The 17,207-nt window shown below is 66.9% G+C and carries 14 protein-coding genes, 1 tRNA gene and 1 pseudogene; 12 read left to right on the top strand and 4 right to left on the bottom strand.

Going from position 1 to position 17,207, the window contains the following annotated elements:
* Positions 1-68 precede the first annotated feature (68 nt).
* Both QFZ65_RS10920 and QFZ65_RS10915 read left to right on the top strand, forming a co-directional pair.
* Complete coding sequence (locus QFZ65_RS10920) at positions 69-968, top strand: MurR/RpiR family transcriptional regulator (protein WP_306910302.1); 900 nt, start codon at positions 69-71, stop codon at positions 966-968.
* A gap of 297 nt (positions 969-1,265) precedes the next feature.
* The gene (locus QFZ65_RS10915; protein ID WP_306910300.1) at positions 1,266-2,642 is read left to right on the top strand and encodes an FAD-binding oxidoreductase; all 1,377 of its coding nucleotides are present in this window, start codon (positions 1,266-1,268) and stop codon (positions 2,640-2,642) included.
* A gap of 65 nt (positions 2,643-2,707) precedes the next feature.
* Here QFZ65_RS10915 and QFZ65_RS10910 read toward each other — a convergent pair.
* A tRNA-Leu gene (locus QFZ65_RS10910) sits at positions 2,708-2,790 on the bottom strand.
* Positions 2,791-2,943: 153 nt separating this feature from the next.
* Here QFZ65_RS10910 and QFZ65_RS10905 point away from each other — a divergent pair.
* Positions 2,944-4,248 carry a M20/M25/M40 family metallo-hydrolase gene (locus QFZ65_RS10905; RefSeq protein WP_306910298.1) on the top strand — a complete coding sequence of 435 codons (1,305 nt, stop codon included), beginning with the start codon at positions 2,944-2,946 and terminating at the stop codon, positions 4,246-4,248.
* A 36-nt stretch (positions 4,249-4,284) separates the two neighbouring features.
* On the top strand, positions 4,285-5,448 hold the full coding sequence (locus QFZ65_RS10900) for an acyl-CoA dehydrogenase family protein (RefSeq protein WP_306910296.1): 1,164 nt from the start codon (positions 4,285-4,287) through the stop codon (positions 5,446-5,448).
* 26 nt (positions 5,449-5,474) lie between these two features.
* Here the strand turns inward: QFZ65_RS10900 and QFZ65_RS10895 are convergent, their stop codons facing one another.
* Positions 5,475-5,708 (bottom strand): DUF5703 family protein, encoded by a 234-nt coding sequence (locus QFZ65_RS10895; protein WP_306910294.1) that lies wholly within the window; start codon positions 5,706-5,708, stop codon positions 5,475-5,477.
* 39 nt (positions 5,709-5,747) lie between these two features.
* On the opposite strand from QFZ65_RS10895, the gene QFZ65_RS10890 reads away from it, so the two are divergent.
* On the top strand, positions 5,748-6,014 hold the full coding sequence (locus QFZ65_RS10890) for a hypothetical protein (RefSeq protein WP_306910292.1): 267 nt from the start codon (positions 5,748-5,750) through the stop codon (positions 6,012-6,014).
* 58 nt (positions 6,015-6,072) lie between these two features.
* On the opposite strand, the gene QFZ65_RS10885 is transcribed toward QFZ65_RS10890, so the two are convergent.
* Positions 6,073-7,008: an aldo/keto reductase gene (locus tag QFZ65_RS10885; protein WP_306910290.1), complete on the bottom strand. Its 936-nt coding sequence runs from the start codon at positions 7,006-7,008 to the stop codon at positions 6,073-6,075.
* Between the two features lie 51 nt (positions 7,009-7,059).
* Here QFZ65_RS10885 and QFZ65_RS10880 point away from each other — a divergent pair, with 51 nt between their 5' ends.
* Complete coding sequence (locus tag QFZ65_RS10880; RefSeq protein ID WP_306910288.1) at positions 7,060-7,893, top strand: undecaprenyl-diphosphate phosphatase; 834 nt, start codon at positions 7,060-7,062, stop codon at positions 7,891-7,893.
* A 15-nt stretch (positions 7,894-7,908) separates the two neighbouring features.
* Entirely contained in the window at positions 7,909-9,189 is a 1,281-nt protein-coding gene (gene mshC / locus QFZ65_RS10875) for a cysteine--1-D-myo-inosityl 2-amino-2-deoxy-alpha-D-glucopyranoside ligase (RefSeq protein ID WP_306910287.1), read from the top strand.
* Positions 9,190-9,273: 84 nt separating this feature from the next.
* Here mshC and QFZ65_RS10870 read toward each other — a convergent pair.
* Positions 9,274-10,180, bottom strand: a pseudogene (locus QFZ65_RS10870) (PAC2 family protein).
* 243 nt (positions 10,181-10,423) lie between these two features.
* Between QFZ65_RS10870 and QFZ65_RS10865 the strand changes: the two are divergent.
* From QFZ65_RS10865 to dop, 5 genes are all read left to right on the top strand, one after another.
* Positions 10,424-11,173, top strand: a complete 750-nt coding sequence (locus QFZ65_RS10865) for an HAD family phosphatase (RefSeq protein ID WP_306910285.1) — start codon at positions 10,424-10,426, stop codon at positions 11,171-11,173.
* A complete protein-coding gene (locus QFZ65_RS10860) occupies positions 11,166-12,365 on the top strand; it encodes a site-2 protease family protein (protein WP_306910283.1) in 1,200 nt (399 codons plus the stop codon). The genes QFZ65_RS10865 and QFZ65_RS10860 overlap by 8 nt, the downstream gene beginning before the upstream one ends.
* Positions 12,366-12,478: 113 nt before the next feature.
* Positions 12,479-13,618 (top strand): tRNA (adenine-N1)-methyltransferase, encoded by a 1,140-nt coding sequence (locus QFZ65_RS10855; RefSeq protein WP_306910281.1) that lies wholly within the window; start codon positions 12,479-12,481, stop codon positions 13,616-13,618.
* 81 nt (positions 13,619-13,699) lie between these two features.
* Positions 13,700-15,502 carry a proteasome ATPase gene (arc, locus tag QFZ65_RS10850; RefSeq protein ID WP_306910279.1) on the top strand — a complete coding sequence of 601 codons (1,803 nt, stop codon included), beginning with the start codon at positions 13,700-13,702 and terminating at the stop codon, positions 15,500-15,502.
* The gene (gene dop / locus QFZ65_RS10845) at positions 15,499-17,172 is read left to right on the top strand and encodes a depupylase/deamidase Dop (protein WP_306910278.1); all 1,674 of its coding nucleotides are present in this window, start codon (positions 15,499-15,501) and stop codon (positions 17,170-17,172) included. The genes arc and dop overlap by 4 nt, the downstream gene beginning before the upstream one ends.
* Positions 17,173-17,207: the final 35 nt, after the last annotated feature.

Here is a 17,207-nt window from a genome sequence, read left to right as displayed (position 1 = left end):
AAAACTGAATGCAAGCAAGAGGAAAGTGCAAGATTCTTTGCAGGGGAGTTGGGGCGGTGTCCACAGGTATGACTCGTGATGAGGATGCGAAGGATCCGGATTCGGTGGAGGACTGGCTGCGGTCGTTGCTGCCCGCGAAGGGCCTGGGGGCCAGTGCCCAGCAGGTCTTCAACCTGATCGTCAGGGAGCCGGCCAAAGCGAGCTTTCTGCCGGCCGCGGAGCTGGCCAACCTGGCACAGACCAGCGTTTCGAGCGTGACGAGGGCCGCGCAACGGGTTGGGTACGGGGGCTGGCCGGACTTCCAGCGCGACCTGCGGGCCAGGCATCTCGCTCACCTGTCCGTGCTGGAGGTCTCCGACGTTCACGCGGACGGCGGTTCACCCTTCCAGGCCTCGCTGCGCCAGGATGCGGATTCACTGTCCGTCTCCCTCAGAAAGACGGACGACGGCCGCGTGGCGCGGATCGCTCAGCTGATTGCTGAGGCGGACAGTATCTATGTCACAGCGCAGGGAAGTTTCTCGGCCGTAGGCCATGCCCTTGTCCATAACATTCAGATCGCCGGCTACCCGGTGCGGGAGCTCCTCGACCGGCCGGCGTCGGTGGCCAACCACATCGCGCGGATAACCCCGCGGGACGTTTTGATCGTCTGTTCTTACTGGCGGCTCTATGATCTCGCCGTCATCGCCGCCGCCCAGGCCCACTCGCGCGGGGCAACGGTCGTGGTCCTTGCCGACAACATGTCGCCCGTGCTCGAGCAGTCCGCAGACGAGATTGTGATTACACCCGCCGAAGGAACGTCCTTTTTCCCGTCACTGACTGCCGCCATGGCTGTCCAGCAGGGCATTGTGGCAACACTCGCCACGATCGACCCCGAGAGGACGCGGCGCAGCCTGACGGAGGTCGAGGAAAACTGGAGGGCGTTCAAGCTTCTCCACCGGTCCGTTCCCAGCATCCAGCCGCAGATCTGACCTGGGAGCCGCGCCTTCGCATATTGACCGCTGTTTGGGGCCGGAGTAATTTACGACTAGCCGTGCTGTAACTCGTCGAGACGGGGCGAAGCCCGGTTCTGAATCACGCCAAGGCAAACCGCGCGACGTTGCTGCATTGCCAAGGTGCATCCGGTCTCCGCCGCTGTGGAAGCCTGCGGCATAGGCTCGTGCCCTCCAAGATGCAGGGCCCATCGGCTGCTAACCAATCAACCGGCACGACCCCCGGGGCCGCGCCCAGTTGCCCGGGCACGCCGCTCGGGTGAATCGGAGTACACGGTGGACAACAGCTCTTTCCAGGCCCTCCAGGAAAAGGTGCGGGGCCAAGTCATCACGAGGGATCGGGCGGACTACGACACCGCGCGGGCCGTCTTCAACGGAATGATCGACAAACGTCCCGCGGCCATTCTGCGCGTGTCGCAGGTCGCGGACGCCATTGCAGGCGTGAACTACGCGCGTGACACCGGCTTGGACCTCGCGCTGCGCGGCGGAGGCCACAGCGCTCCCGGGTTCGGGACCTGCGACGGCGGCCTCGTCATCGATTTCACAGGCTGCCGGGGTGTGCGCGTGGATCCTGCCAATAGGACAGCACGGGCTGAAGCCGGAGCGACATGGGCAGACTTCAACCACGCCACGGGCGCATTCGGCCTCGCCACCACCGGAGGCATCATCGGATCAACGGGCGTTGCCGGGCTGACCCTCGGCGGAGGAATCGGCTACCTCGCCCGCAAGTACGGGTTGTCGTGCGACAACCTGAAGTCCGCGGACGTGGTGACCGCCGAAGGGAAGTTCCTGGTGGCCAGCAACACGGAAAATGAGGACCTCTTCTGGGCGCTTCGCGGCGGGACCGGCAACTTCGGCGTCGTGACTTCCTTTGAGTTCAACGTTCACCCCGTGGATGTCCTTTACGGCGGAGTGATCATTTACCTTCTGGAGCACGCCGACGCGGTGGCACGGCTCTACCGGGATTACATCGCCACGGCACCGGAAGAAATGGGAGTGTTCCTGGGCTTCCACCAGGGACCGCCGGTCCCCTTCCTGCCTGAGGAGTATCACGGGAAGCCAGTGGTGGTGCTGGTGGGCGGCTGGGCGGGCCCCCACGACGAGGGGGAGCGTCAATGGCAGCCGTTCCTTGACGTTGCGCCGGTCGCCGGCTCCTTCCTGGGCCCTCTTCCCTACACGGTCCTCAACACACTCTTCGACCCCATGTATCCGAAGGGCCTGCAGGCCTATTGGAAGTCCGTGTTCCTGCCCCGCCTGACCGACGACGTCGTCCGTGTCGCCGAGAAGTTCGGCGAAGGCATTCCGAGCGTGCAGACGGCCAACCACTTCTACCCGGTCAACGGTGCCGTCCAGCGGGTCGGTCGGGACGAGACAGCGTTCCCTTACCGCGACGTCGACTTCGCGGTGGACATCGCCTGCCATTGGGAGGATCCGGCCCACAACGAGGCCAATACGAAGTGGGTGCGCGAGTACTATGACGAGCTTCACCCCCTCGGATCCGGTGCAGGCTACGTCAACTTCCTCGACGCCGACGACCAGCCGCACATCCAGGACACGTACGCGGGGAACTACGCCCGCCTCGCCGAAGTCAAGGCCAAGTACGATCCCGGCAATCTCTTCCACATCAACCAGAACATCAAGCCTGCAGGCTGACAGTTGGCGTGTGCGGGGACAGAAAAAAACCCCTGGAATCCGTGGATTCCAGGGGTTTTCCCTTGTGCGCGGAGGGGGACTTGAACCCCCACCCCCTTTCGAGGACTAGCACCTCAAGCTAGCGCGTCTGCCATTCCGCCACCCGCGCAGGTGGTAATCCGGAGGCGATTTCCGCCTTTCAGCGTTTCGCTTTTCTCCGAAGCAGCGAGAAAGACTCTAGCACGAAGTTTCCGGAAACAAATAATCGGGGCTTATGGGTAGGCTGAAGCCAGCAACCAGCCGCCGTCGCAAGGAGTACCCCATGACTGAAATCCGGCCCGAGGACGAAGTTGTCCGGATCTGCCAGGAACTGATCCGGATCGACACCTCCAACTACGGTGACGGAACCGGTCCGGGGGAGCGCGCGGCGGCCGAGTACACGGCAGGGCTGATGGCCGAGGTGGGGTTGGACGCTGAAATCTTCGAGTCGGCTCCGGGCCGGGCCAACGTGGTGGCCCGGCTGGCGGGGGAGGACCCTTCCGCCAGCGCCCTCGTGGTCCACGGGCACCTGGACGTGGTCCCCGCGCTCCGCGACCAGTGGTCCGTGGACCCCTTCGGAGCCGAACTGAAGGACGGGCTGATCTGGGGCCGGGGCGCCGTCGACATGAAGGACATGGACGCCATGATCCTGGCGGTGTTGCGCAACTTCGCCCGTACCGGCCGCAAACCCAAGCGAGACCTGATCTTCGCATTCTTCGCCGACGAGGAAGCCGGCGGCAAGTACGGTGCCCGCTACGCCGTCGACAACCGTCCGGAACTGTTTGAGGGCGCCACGGAGGCGATCTCCGAAGTCGGGGGTTTCTCCGCCACCATCGGCGGCCAGCGCACGTACCTGCTGCAGACCGCCGAGAAGGGCTTGTCCTGGCTGCGCCTCGTGGCCCACGGCCGGGCCGGCCACGGCTCGCAGATCAACACGGACAACGCCGTCACGCGACTGGCCAGCGCCGTATCGCGGATCGGCGAATACAAGTGGCCCGTGGAACTCACCCCCACAACCCGACAGTTCCTGGACGGGGTGACCGAACTCACGGGCGTCGAGTTCGATCCGGATGACCCGGACAAGATCCTCAAAGAGCTCGGTACGGTGGCCCGCTTCGTCGGGGCGACACTGCAGAACACCACCAATCCCACCCTGCTCAAGGGAGGCTACAAGCACAACGTGATCCCCGAATCGGCCGAGGCCCTCGTGGATTGCCGGACGCTGCCCGGCCAGGAGCAGCACGTCCTCGAGATCGTCCGCGAACTCGCCGGGACCGGCGTCGATGTGAGCCACGTCCACAACGACGTGTCCCTGGAGGTCCCGTTCGCCGGTAATCTCGTTGATTCGATGATCGATGCCCTGCACGCCGAGGATCCCGGCGCCAAGGTGCTGCCGTACACGCTCTCCGGCGGCACGGACAACAAGTCCCTGAGCCGTCTCGGCATCACCGGTTACGGCTTCGCCCCGCTCCAGCTGCCGGACGAGCTCGACTTCACCGGAATGTTCCACGGCGTCGACGAACGCGTCCCGGCGGACTCCCTGAAGTTCGGCGCACGCGTGCTGGACAGGCTGCTAACGAACTACTGACTGTTGTCTTTGAGAACCGAGAGCCGGAAGGCGACGATGAACCCCGCTGACATCCTGCCCGAGCCTTTGCTGGACCGGATCCGCAGCCGCGCCTCCGGCTACGACCGCGACAACGCGTTCTTCCAGGAGGACCTGGACGAGCTTGCCTCGGCGGGCTACCTGAAGATCTTTGTTCCCGTCTCCAACGGCGGCCTGGGGCTCGGTCTCGCCGAGGCGGCACAACTTCAGCGCCGGCTCGCCACGGCCGCCCCGGCCACGGCGCTGGCCATCAACATGCACCTGGTGTGGACCGGTGTGGCGCACGTCCTCGCGTGCCGCGGCGATTCCTCGCTCGGGTTCGTCCTCCGGGAAGCCGCGCAGGGGGAGATCTTCGCCTTCGGAAACTCCGAAGCGGGAAACGACTCGGTGCTCTTCGACTCCCGCACCGACGCGGTGCAGCGGCCGGACGGGAGCTACTCCTTCACGGGCCGCAAGATCTTCACGAGCCTCTCGCCGGCGTGGACCCGGCTCGGGATCTTCGGCAAGGATGCGGCGGCCCGCGACGGCGAGGGGGAGCTGGTGCACGGCTTCATCACCCGGGACACCCCCGGGTACAGGATCCTCGATGACTGGGACACCCTGGGCATGCGGGCCAGCCAGTCGGGGACCACGGTGCTGGACGGCGCCGTCGTGCCGGCGGACCGGATCTTCCGGAAGCTGCCAGTCGGCCCGAACGCGGATCCCCTGATCTTCGCGATCTTCGCCTGCTTCGAGACCCTGCTGGCCGCCGTCTACACCGGCATCGGCGAACGCGCGCTGCTGCTGGGGGTCGAGGCGGTCAAGCGCCGGACGTCCTTCAAGAACGGCGGACGCCCGTACGCCCAGGACCCGGACATCCGGTGGAAGATCGCCGAGGCGGCGATGGCCATGGACGGCCTCTATCCGCAGCTTTCCCGCGTGGCGGCCGACGTCGATGAACTCGCCGAGCATGGCAGCCAGTGGTTCCCGCAACTGGTGGGGCTCAAAGTCCGGGCGACGGAGACAGCCCGGACGGTGGTGGACCTGGCCATCCGGGTGTCCGGCGGCTCAAGCTACTTCCGCGGCTCGGAGCTGGAACGCCTGTACCGTGACGTGCTGGCCGGCATGTTCCACCCCTCCGACGACGAATCGGCGCACAACACCGTGGCAAACGCGTGGCTGGGGCCGCTGGAAACGCCCTAGCGCAGGGGTCCGCTGGACCCTGCCGATTAGACAGTCCGCTGGACCTGGATCACCTTGCGCCGGAGCCAGAAGCGCCGTCCGCCGCCCAGATAGAGGACACTGCGCTCCAGTTCCCACTTGCCGTACTCGGAATGCTCCACGAGACGGCGGCGGGCTTCGGCGAGGGAGTCGTCAGGGCTGACCGTCAGAACGAGGTACTCGTACTGCTTCAGGTAGTCCCGCTCCCGCCGGACCGAACTGCTCAGAAAATGTTCCTTCATTGCTCTCCATTTTCATCTTTTTCCCGCTAACGTGAAGTCATGAGCATCGATCCGCGTGTCGCGCTGCAGTCGTTGACCGCCGCCCTGGAAGAACACCTGGCTGCCGCTGCGGCGCGCCGCGGCGATGGGGACCCCGCGGTCGAGGCAGCGTTTTTTGCCGTCGCTGACGCCTTTGAAGTCTATGACGATTCCCTCTATGAAGCGTATGGCGAAGTTACCCCGCTTGAGGTGATCGACGACGACGGCGACGAGGACGAGGAAGAAGACGTCGACGACGAGGAAGACCTGGAAATCCTTCAGGACTAGGTCCTCAAGACCCGCACGGGTCTTTGATGTTCGGATAATCCGGCGGTGCCTGGACTGCTCAGGCCGGGTTGGAAACGTCTTCCAGTGCCTGGGCAATCTCCGGCGGCAACGGAGCCAGTGCCGAATCCAGGGCTTCCTTTAGCTGCACCGTGGTGCGCGCACCCACGATCGCGGCGGCCACGCCATCCTGCGACAACAGCCAGCTGAGGGAGACATCCAGCGCCGTCCGGCCCAGTCCCTTGGCTGCCATCGCCACGGCTTCCACCACTCGGGAGGCGGAACCCTCAAGGTAGGGCTCGACGTAGCCGGCCAGCCGCGAATTTGCGGCCCTTGAGTCCGCCGGAATGTGGCCGCGGTACTTTCCGGTCAGCACGCCGCGGCCCACCGGACCCCATGCGAGCAGGCCGAGGCCTGCGTCCTCGATGGCCGGAATGAGCTCGGCCTCCGGGGCGCGGTGCACCAGGGAGTACTCGGACTGGTTGGCGACGAGGGGAAAGCCGGCCACTGCTGCGGCCTTGGCCGTCTGCCAGCCGTTGAAGTTGGAAACACCCGCATACCGGGCACGGCCGGACCGCAGGGCGAATTCCAGTGCGGAGAGGGTTTCCTCGAGCGGGACGTTGGGATCCCAGGCCTGCGCGAACCAGATGTCCACATAGTCCGTTCCCAGCCTGGCGAGGCTGGCGTCCAATGCGGAGAGCATCCCGTTCCGTGATGTGTCCACGCTCCGGCGCCCGTCCGACGTCGAGAGTCCCGCCTTCGTGGAAAGGACCACCTCGGAACGCGCCACGACGTCGCCCAGCATGCCGCCGAGCGTGGCTTCAGCTTGGCCGTCGGCGTACGAGGCGGCCGTGTCGATCAGCGTGCCGCCGGCGTCCACGAACCCGCGGAGCAGGCCTGTTGCCTCCTGCTCATCCGTCTCCTTGGCCCAGGACATGGTGCCAAGGGCGAGGGCGGACACACGCAACCCACTGTTGCCGACATAACGCTGCTGCATGTCAGCAAGCTTACGGGGATTCGCCATATATCTGACGTAGGGTCTATAAACGTGAACTGGTTTGAAGCGGCCCTGCTGGGCCTTGTCCAAGGCTTGACAGAATTCCTGCCGATTTCCTCAAGTGCCCACCTGCGGATTGTCGGGTCCTTTTTGCCCAATGCGGCCGACCCCGGTGCGGCCTTCACCGCCATCACCCAGCTGGGCACCGAGACCGCCGTGATCATCTACTTCTGGCGGGACATCGTCCGGATCGTGAAGGCCTGGTTCGGGTCGCTCCGTGGCAAGGTTTCTCGGCAGGATCCCGACGCCCGGATGGGCTGGCTGGTGATCCTGGGCAGCCTGCCGATCATCGTTCTCGGCCTGCTGTTCCAGGACCAGATTGAGTCCGTGCTCCGCAGCCTCTGGATTGTTGCCACCATGCTGATTGTGTTCGGCCTGATCCTTGCCGTCGCGGATGCGGTGGCCCGGCAGGACCGCGACCTCACTCAGCTGACCTATAAACACGGTCTCCTGTACGGGCTGGCGCAGGCCATGGCGCTGATCCCGGGCGTCTCCCGTTCCGGCGGCACCATCACCGCGGGCCTCCTGATGGGCTACACACGGGAGGCCGCGGCGCGCTATTCCTTCCTGCTGGCCATTCCCGCCGTGTTCGGCAGCGGCCTCTACCAGCTCTACAAAGTAGTGTCCAAGGAAGGCATCACGGGCCCCTTTGGCCTGCCCGAGACGGCCCTCGCCACCGCCATCGCCCTGGTGGTCGGCTACGTCATCATCGGGTGGTTCCTGAAGTTCGTCTCGACCCGCAGCTACCGCCTGTTCGTCTGGTACCGCATCTTCCTCGGCATGGCGCTGTATCTGCTGGTCGGTTTCAATGTCATCAGCGCCTAGCACTAGGCTTGGTCTGTGAAGTCCTGGATCTCCCGCCCTGTTCCCCAGCTGCCGGGCAGCATGCCTGCCCTCCGCCTTTTCGACACCGCCAAGGGCGGCCTGGCCACCCTGGAAGCCAAGGGCGAACAATCGATGTACGTCTGCGGGATCACCCCGTATGACGCCACGCACATGGGGCACGCAGCCAGCTACGTGGCCTTCGATCTCCTGAACCGGGCCTGGCGCGACGGCGGCCAGCAGGTCTCCTACGTCCAGAACGTCACCGACGTCGACGATCCGCTGCTGGAGCGCGCGACGGCGACGGGCGTGGACTGGCGGGACCTCGCGGCCAGTCAGATCGAGCTTTTCCAGACGGACATGGAAGCCCTCAACGTGCTGGCACCGGACCACTACGTGGGCGCCGTGGAAGCCATTCCCTTTATTGTTCCCGCCATCGAGCGGCTGGTGGAGCGGGGCCTTGCCTACCGCGTGCCCGGCAGCGACGGCGAACCCGCCGGTGACGTCTACTACGACGTTGAAGCAGCCGGCAAACACGCTCCGGAAGCCAACGACGCATGGACGCTGGGCGCCCTCTCCGGCCTTTCGGACGCCGAGATGCTGGAGCTTTTCGCCGAACGGGGCGGCGACCCCGGCCGTGCCGGCAAGCGCCAGTCCCTGGATCCGCTGCTGTGGCGCGTCGCCAGGGCCGGCGAACCGAGCTGGCCCGGCGGCAGCCTGGGGGAGGGGCGCCCCGGCTGGCACATCGAATGTACCGTCATCGCCCAGAAGTACCTTCCGGCGCCGTTCACCGTGCAGGGGGGCGGCTCCGACCTGATTTTCCCGCATCATGAGATGGGTGCCGGCCACGCCTACTCCCTCGCCGGTGTGCCGCTTGCACGCCACTTCGCCCACGCCGGAATGGTGGGCCTCGACGGCGAAAAGATGAGCAAGTCCCTCGGCAACCTTGTGCTGGTGTCCCGGTTGCGGGCCGATGGCGAGGAGCCGCCGGCCATCCGCCTGGCCATTCTGGCCCACCATTACCGCACCGACTGGTCCTGGACTGAGGCTGGCTTCGCCGAGGCGAAGGACCGGCTCCGCAGCTGGCGGGAAGCAGTGGCCGTGGCTCCGGAAGGCTCCGCCGGCCAGCTCGTCGCCCGGATGCGCGCCGCACTCTCGGAGGACCTGAACGCCCCGGGCGCCCTTGCCGCCGTCGATGACTGGGCCCGTTCCGCCCTCAACGGCGGAGGCGCCGGCGCCGCGGCGGACGCTGCGCTGGTGACCGACGCCGTCGACGCGCTTCTCGGCGTCGAACTCTGACCCTCAGGGCCGGCTGCGGGCCAAGACCGACCGGCTGCGGGGCCACACCGGCTGTCCGGCCTGCTGGGTCCGCGTGCTCTGGATCTAGGGCTTGTCCTTGCCGCGGCGCTTGAGGTAACGCTCGAACTCCCGGGCGATCGACTCGCCGCTGGCCTCGGGGAGGTCCGCGGTGTCCTTGGCCTCCTCCAGCTGGCGGACGTAGGCGGCGATCTCGGGATCCTCGGTGGCGAGCTCGTCCACGCCCCGTTCCCACGCGTCCGACTCTTCGACCAGCTCCTGGGTGTCCAGCGGCACCTGGAGCAGCTCTTCGATCCTGTGCAGCAAAGCCAACTGCGCCTTCGGGGAGGGCGCCTGCGCCACATAGTGCGGCACGGCCGCCCACAAGGACACCGTCGGCAGACCGGCCAGCAGCGACACGTCGCCCAGGACTCCGACAATCCCGACCGGACCCTCGTACTGGGACGCCTCGAGGTCCATCCGCTCGCGCAGCGCAGCGTCCTCGGTGGACGCGCTGACCGGGATCGGCCGGCTGTGAGGCACGTCAGCGAGGAGCGCGCCAACCAGGATCACGTAGTCCACGTGGAGCGCCTCGGCGTGTACCAGCAATTCAGCGGTGTAGGCGCGCCACTTGTAGGACGGCTCAGTACCCTGCACAAAGATCACGTCCACGTTGGAGCCCGGCACGCTCGCCTTGAAAATCCGGGTGGAGGGCCATTTGATCTTCCGTTCCCCGGAGGAGGTCCGGCGGATCGTCGGTCGCGTGAACTGGAAGTCGTAGTATTCGTCGGCATCGATGGATGCGACTTTTTTGCCGCCCCACAACCTTGTTCAGGTACCGCAACGCGTCACTTGCCGCCTCGCCGGCGTCGTTCCAGCCCTCGAAGGCGGCCAGCATCACCGTGATGCGCTGACCCTCGGGCACCGGCTGCAGCAGCCGCTCCCGCTCGGGCACGCCGCCCGCTTCCGTGGTGTCTGCCTCGAAGCTATTCATTTCTTCACCCTACGTCCAAGCACCCGGCCCCCGCATGGAATGAAGGGCCGGAATGTTGCGCGTCCGGTCAATCGGGCCGCTCGGGCCCGGTCGATAGGCCGCTGCGGGCGCTCCGCGGCGGGATATTCGCCCTCGGCGTACTTCTGCGGCCCGTATGTGTCGGCGTCCCCCCCGTGCCCGCCCGGCGTGCAGGGTACTGGGGCGGCGTCCACCCGATTCGGGTTGCACCGTAGACTGGAGGGCATGCAACCCTCAGCTTCCCAGCCCCTGCTCAAAGCCGCGCTGTGGGACATGGACGGCACCATAGTGGACACCGAGCCGTACTGGATCGAAGCCGAACACGCACTGGTCTCCGCCCACGGCGGGCAGTGGTCGCACGAGAAGGCCATGCAGCTCGTGGGCCAGTCCTTAATGTTCTCCGCCGGGCTCCTGCAGGAGGCCGGAGTGAATCTGGGGCGCCGCGAAATCGTCGACATCCTCACGGAACACGTCATCAGCCGAGTCCGGACCTCTGTGCCCTGGCGGCCAGGGGCCCGCGAACTGCTCGATGAACTGCACGGCGCCGGTATCCGCTGCGCGCTCGTCACGATGTCCGAGGCGCCCCTGGCCCGCGAAATCGTCGCCAGCCTTCCGAAGCCGTACTTCGAGTTCCTCGTCACCGGGGACACCGTGACGCGCGGCAAGCCGCATCCGGAGGCCTACCTGAAGGCCGTCGAACTCCTCCAGCAGGCAGATCCGGCGCTCGGCCTGCAGCACTGCGTCGCGCTGGAAGATTCCGCGCCCGGAGTCGCGGCGGCCGTGGCGTCCGGCGTGGTAACCGTGGCGATCCCGCACATCGTGCCGCTTCCGCCCGATCCCCGCCATGCCATCTGGGAAACCCTGGCCGGCCGCACGGTAGCCGACCTCGACGAACTCGTGGCCCTGCGCGAGGAATTCCCGGACGCCGCGTTCGCCCTGGACCGTGACGGTGCGGGGAGCCCCGCCCGTGACTGACACCCACACCCACGGGCAGCCCGGACGATCGGTGGCCAGCCGCAAAGACGGAATTCCCCTCGGCCGGATCGCGGGCATCCCCGTGGTCCTCGCGTACTCCTGGTTCATCATCGCGGCCTTCACCGTGATCGTCTATGGTCCTGTGCTGCTCCGCAACAACCCGGACCTGGGCCTTGGCGCCTTTATCGTGGCGTTCGCCTATGCCGTCCTGTTGCTCATCTCGGTGCTCGTGCACGAACTCGCCCATGCCCTGACCGCCAAGATCTACCGCTGGCCCACGGAGAAAATCGTCCTCAACCTCTGGGGCGGCCACACCCAGTTCGAAAGTTTCACCGCCTCTCCGGGCCGCTCTGTCCTGGTGGCGATGGCCGGGCCTGCTGCCAACTTCATCCTGGCCGCAGCGGGCTGGGTGCTGCTGACCGCCGGCGACCTCGGCGGCGTCGCGGACATCCTGGCGAACATCTTCGTGTGGGCCAACCTGCTGATCGGCATCTTCAACGTCCTGCCCGGGCTACCGCTGGACGGTGGCCGGCTCGTCGAATCCGCCGTCTGGAAGGTGACCGGCAGCCAGGAGAAAGGCACCGTCGCCGCCGGCTGGGGCGGCCGGCTGATCGTAATCGCCCTGGTGCTCTGGTTCGTCGCCCTGCCGTTGCTCAGCGGGGAACGCCCCGACATTTCCCTCATGCTCATCACCATCCTGGTGGGCAGCTTCCTCTGGATGGGTGCGACGGCGTCGATCCAGCAGGCGCGCCTGCGGGGGCGGCTGCATCTGGTGCGCGCCGCTACCCTCGCCGAGCCTGCGGTCGGGCTCCCGCAAACCGCCACGGTCGCCGACCTGGAGCGGCTGCAGCGGTCCGCCGCCGGTTCTCCGCTCGCCGTCGTGCTGTACGGTCCCGACGGCCGGCCGGCCGCTGTGGTCGACACCGGAGTGGCTGCCACGGTCCCGCCCGAGGCCGTGGCCGCAACACCGCTAACGGCCGTTTCCTACGCCTTGGCACCCGGGGCGTATGTCCCGGAATCCTCGCAGGGCCAGGAGCTGCTCCAGTACCTGGCCCAGCTCGAAGGCCAGGCATACGCGGTCGTCAGCGCGGACGGGACGGTTATCGGGCTGCTGCGCCAAGCCACCGTCCTGGCGGCCATCACCGGCAAGAGCCCCCGCCCGAGCAGGCGGATGTACGGCCGGAACGGGTAGAGTTACCTGCCGGCCGTGAAATTCCCGGCCCGACGCGCCAGGCCTTGGGCGCAAGCAGCCGGACCGCCGGCACATCAGCGGCCACACAGCTTCACAGGAGTAAGGAAACCTTCATGAGCAGCGACACCGCCGCAAACACCAGCGCAGCCAGCACTGCCCCCGACACCGCCGCCGCAGACACTGCCGCCGACACCGGCGCGGCCGGGACTCCCGGGGCCAGCACTTTCGAGCCGCTGTCCGGCACCGTTGGCGCCACCGCCCCGGTCGGCGCGGCGCGGCGTCGCGGCCCCTTCCGTGAAGGGGAGCGCGTGCAGCTGACGGACGAACGCGGCCGCATGAACACCATCAGCCTCGAAGCAGGTGGCGCGTTCCACACGCACCGCGGGTTCCTGAACCATGACGACATCATCGGCCAGCCGGACGGCTCGGTCGTGGTCAACAACGTCGGACAGCAGTACCAGACCCTGCGGCCGCTGCTGTCGGACTTTGTGCTCTCGATGCCCCGCGGTGCTGCCGTGGTCTACCCCAAGGACGCCGGCCAGATCGTCACCATGGCTGACATCTTTCCCGGCGCGCGGGTGGTGGAAGCCGGCGTCGGCTCCGGCGCGCTGTCCATCTCGCTGTTGCGGGCCGTGGGCGACAACGGGTACCTCCATTCCTTTGAACGGCGCGAGGAATTCGCGGACATCGCCCGGGGCAACGTCGAGACGATCTTTGGCGGTCCCCACCCGGCCTGGAAGATCTCCCTGGGCGACTTCCAGGAGGAAGTCGTCCGCACCGAGGAACCGGGCTCCGTTGACCGGGTGGTCCTGGACATGCTTGCTCCGTGGGAATGCCTTGATGCCGTCGCCACGGTCCTCGCCCCGGGCGGTGTGTGGATCAACTACGTCGCGACTGTGACGCAGCTGTCCCGGACCGCCGAAGCCATCCGCGCCGATGGCCGGTTCACCGAACCTGATGCCTGGGAATCGATGGTCAGGGGCTGGCACCTCGAGGGCCTCGCTGTCCGCCCGGACCACCGGATGGTTGCGCACACGGGTTTCCTGCTCGTCACCCGGCGGCTCGCCGACGGCGTCACCGGGATCTCGGTGAAGCGCCGCCCTTCCAAGACCGACTTCAACGAGGAGGACGTCAACGCCTGGACGCCCGGCGCCGTGGGGGAGCGGGCGGTCTCCGACAAGAAACTGCGCCGTGCGGCCCGCGACGCCATCGCCGGAACCAACGTCAAGGACGGGCCGGAGGTCACGAACTAGTTCAGATTTCGGAAGTCTTCCGCGCCACCGGCTTCTTGGGGCTAATGTCTTAATAGAAGCGCAGGAAGGGGCTGATGCACGATGGGGACTCCGAACACCGACCCGGGCCGCACACCGGCGGACGATGCAGCAAAGGCGGCGGCACAATCAGCGGCACAGGATGCCGAGGGGGACCGCTACGCCGCCAGCGAGCTGTCCGTTGCCGAACGGCAGGTCAATGTCCTCCGGGATAAACTCCGGCACATTGACCGGCAGCTTGCCGCCGCGACGCAGAACAACGCGAAACTCGTGGCGACACTGGAGGCCGCCAAGGCCGAGATCATGCGCCTGAAGAACGCCCTGGACCAAGAGGGCCAGCCGCCGTACAGCTTCGGAACCGTGCTGCAGCTGAACCCGAAGCGGCTGCCGACGGCCGGTAACAGCGGGCAGGCGGCCACCGAGGAATCCGTGGACATCTTCAACGCCGGCCGCAAGATGCGGGTGGGAATCAGCCCGCTGGTCAACATGAACCAGCTCGCGGTCGGCCAGGAAGTGCTGCTCAACGAGGCGCTGCTTGTGGTGGCGGGCCTGGGCTATGAGCGTGCCGGTGACCTCGTCACGCTCAAGGAGATGCTGGGCTCGGACCGCGCCCTCGTAGTGGGCCGCGCGGACGAGGAACGTGTCATCCGGCTGTCGGGCGCCCTGATGGCCCAGAACCTCCGGGTCGGCGACGCACTCTCCATCGATACCCGGACGGGTTACGGGCTGGAGAAGATCCCGCGCTCGGAAGTGGAGAACCTGGTCCTGGAAGAGGTTCCGGACATCACCTATCAGGACATCGGCGGCCTGGGACCGCAGATCGAGCAGATCCGCGACGCAGTCGAACTGCCGTTCCTGCATCCGGACCTCTACCGTGAGCACGGGCTGAAGGCGCCGAAGGGCATCCTGCTGTACGGGCCTCCGGGCTGCGGAAAGACGCTGATCGCCAAGGCGGTCGCCAACTCCCTGGCGGCCCGGGCGGCCGAACGCACCGGCAAGACCGATATGAAGAGCTACTTCCTGAACATCAAGGGCCCGGAACTGCTGGACAAGTACGTCGGCGAGACCGAGCGGCACATCCGGCTGATCTTCGCCCGCGCCCGGGAAAAGGCGTCCGAGGGCAGCCCGGTGGTGGTGTTCTTCGACGAGATGGACTCGCTGTTCCGCACCCGCGGCACCGGCATCTCCTCCGACGTCGAAACCACGATCGTCCCGCAGCTCCTGAGCGAGATCGACGGCGTGGAGCGGCTGGACAACGTGATCGTGATCGGCGCGTCCAACCGGGAGGACATGATTGATCCGGCCATCCTCCGGCCGGGCCGGCTGGACGTCAAAGTGAAGATCCAGCGCCCCGACGCCGAGGCCGCGGCGGACATCTTCAACAAGTACATCACCGCCGACCTCCCGTTCCACCAGTCCGACCTCGCCGAACACGACGGCGATGTCCAGGCCACCGTGGACGCCATGGTCCAGCGGACGGTCGAGGCCATGTACTCCACCGACAAGTCCAACGAATACCTTGAGGTGACGTACGCCAACGGCGACACCGAGATGCTGTACTTCAAGGACTTCAACTCCGGCGCCGTGGTGCAGAACGTGGTGGACCGGGCCAAGAAGTACGCGATCAAGGACCTGCTGACCGTCGGCCAGAAGGGCATCCGCATCGACCACCTCCTCCGCGCCGTCGTCGAGGAGTTCCGGGAGCACGAGGACATGCCGAACACCACCAACCCGGATGACTGGGCACGGATCTCGGGCAAGAAGGGCGAGCGCATCACGTACATCCGCACCATCGTCCAGGGCAAGGCGGGACAGGAGCCCGGCAAGTCGATCGAGACGATGCCCAGCACAGGTCAGTACCTATGACGGCAGCTGCTGGCGGCCGTCCGGCCGAGGTCTCCGGGGGCCTGCCCGCCGGCGGCGCCATGAGGGTGATGGGCTCGGAGACGGAATACGGCATCCACGCGCCCTCCGCTCCCGGCGCCAACGCCACGATGATGTCCGCGCGTGTCATCCAGGCCTACGCCCAGGTGACGCGGCAGCGTGCCGCGGGCGGCGCTGAAACCCGCTGGGACTACACCGATGAGGAGCCGCTGCACGACGCCCGGGGCTGGACCCTGGAACGCGCAGCAGCGGACCCCGAGCAGCTGACCGACCAGCCGCCGGTCCTGGATGCCGAGGCCGTTGCCCTGGCCTACGGGAGGGCCGAGCTGGATCACGACGGCGAGGACGCATCCGGAACGCTGCTGATGAACATGGTGCTCGGAAACGGCGCCCGGCTCTACGTGGACCACGCCCACCCCGAGTACTCCAGCCCCGAAGTCACGAATCCGCGCGACGCGGTCGCCTGGGATGCCGCCGGCGACCTCGTGGCTCTCGCCGCCGTGCGCCGGCTCGCCGGCGATCCGGAACTGCCGCCCATCAACCTCTATAAAAACAACACGGACAACAAATCCGTGTCCTACGGCTCGCATGAGAACTACCTCATGCCCCGCAACGTACCCTTTGGCGACATCGTTCGGGGCCTGACGCCCTTCTTCATCACCCGCCAGATCATCTGTGGCTCCGGCAGGGTCGGCCGGGGGCAGGACAGCTCCCGGCAGGGCTTCCAGATCAGCCAGCGGGCCGACTTCTTCGAAACCGAGGTGGGCCTGGAGACCACCATCCGGCGGCCCATCATCAACACCCGCGATGAACCCCACGCCACCGCAGACAAGTACCGCCGGCTCCACGTCATCATCGGCGACGCCAACCTGAGCCAGCCGTCCAACTACCTCAAGTTCGGCACGACCGCGATGGTCCTGAGCCTGATCGAGGCCGGACTGGCCCCGCGCGTGGAAGTCCACGAACCGGTCGCTGCACTCCAGGCGGTCAGCCACGACACGTCCCTCACGGCGACCCTGCGGCTGCTCGACGGCCGCCGGATCACGGCCCTGGACCTGCAGTGGATCTATTACGAGGCAGCCGCAAAGCACGCCCAGGACACCGGTGTTGCCGACGCCGTTGACGGAGACGGGCATACCCACGCCGTGCTGGAGCGCTGGGCCGCAACCCTGACCGAGCTGGGCAGCGACCGGACCGCCGCAGCTTCCTCCGTGGAGTGGCTCGCCAAGCTCTCCCTGCTGGAGGGCTACCGGGACCGTGACGGGCTGGACTGGGACAGCCCCCGGCTTGCGCTCGTGGACCTGCAGTGGGCGGATATCCGGCCCGAAAAGGGACTCTATTACCGGCTGCTGGCCCGCGACCGGATGAAGCGGATCGTCGAGGACAGCGCCATCCAGCGGGCCGTGACCGAGCCGCCGTCGGACACCCGGGCCTACTTCCGGGGACGCTGCGTCAGCCGGTTCGGCTCCGACGTCGTCGGGGCGAGCTGGGACTCGGTGATCTTCGATGTTCCCGGCCGCGGCCGGCTCCAGCGGGTGCCCACGAGGGAGCCGCTGCGGGGAACGGAGGCGCTCACCGGAGGCCTGTTCGCCCGGCATCGGGAGGCCGGATCGTTCCTTGCCGAGCTCCTCGGACTCAGCCCCGGTTCCTAGGAACAAAGGCCCCCGCCGACGCCTCCGGCGTGGCA

It is taken from the genome of Arthrobacter sp. B3I9 (assembly GCF_030816935.1).
Classification (GTDB): Bacteria; Actinomycetota; Actinomycetes; order Actinomycetales; family Micrococcaceae; genus Arthrobacter.
Note: the sequence above shows the minus strand (reverse complement) of the source record. Positions and strands in the feature narration are given on the sequence as shown.

What these genes read in the sequence shown, in the direction of transcription:
- QFZ65_RS10920 (WP_306910302.1), top strand. Translation starts at nt 69, where the DNA reads ATGACTCGTGATGAGGATGCGAAGGATCCGGATTCGGTGGAGGACTGG.
- QFZ65_RS10905 (WP_306910298.1), top strand. Translation starts at nt 2,944, where the DNA reads ATGACTGAAATCCGGCCCGAGGACGAAGTTGTCCGGATCTGCCAGGAA.
- QFZ65_RS10900 (WP_306910296.1), top strand. Translation starts at nt 4,285, where the DNA reads ATGAACCCCGCTGACATCCTGCCCGAGCCTTTGCTGGACCGGATCCGC.
- QFZ65_RS10895 (WP_306910294.1), bottom strand. Translation starts at nt 5,708, where the DNA reads ATGAAGGAACATTTTCTGAGCAGTTCGGTCCGGCGGGAGCGGGACTAC.
- QFZ65_RS10890 (WP_306910292.1), top strand. Translation starts at nt 5,748, where the DNA reads ATGAGCATCGATCCGCGTGTCGCGCTGCAGTCGTTGACCGCCGCCCTG.
- QFZ65_RS10885 (WP_306910290.1), bottom strand. Translation starts at nt 7,008, where the DNA reads ATGCAGCAGCGTTATGTCGGCAACAGTGGGTTGCGTGTGTCCGCCCTC.
- QFZ65_RS10865 (WP_306910285.1), top strand. Translation starts at nt 10,424, where the DNA reads ATGCAACCCTCAGCTTCCCAGCCCCTGCTCAAAGCCGCGCTGTGGGAC.
- QFZ65_RS10855 (WP_306910281.1), top strand. Translation starts at nt 12,479, where the DNA reads ATGAGCAGCGACACCGCCGCAAACACCAGCGCAGCCAGCACTGCCCCC.
- arc (WP_306910279.1), top strand. Translation starts at nt 13,700, where the DNA reads ATGGGGACTCCGAACACCGACCCGGGCCGCACACCGGCGGACGATGCA.
- dop (WP_306910278.1), top strand. Translation starts at nt 15,499, where the DNA reads ATGACGGCAGCTGCTGGCGGCCGTCCGGCCGAGGTCTCCGGGGGCCTG.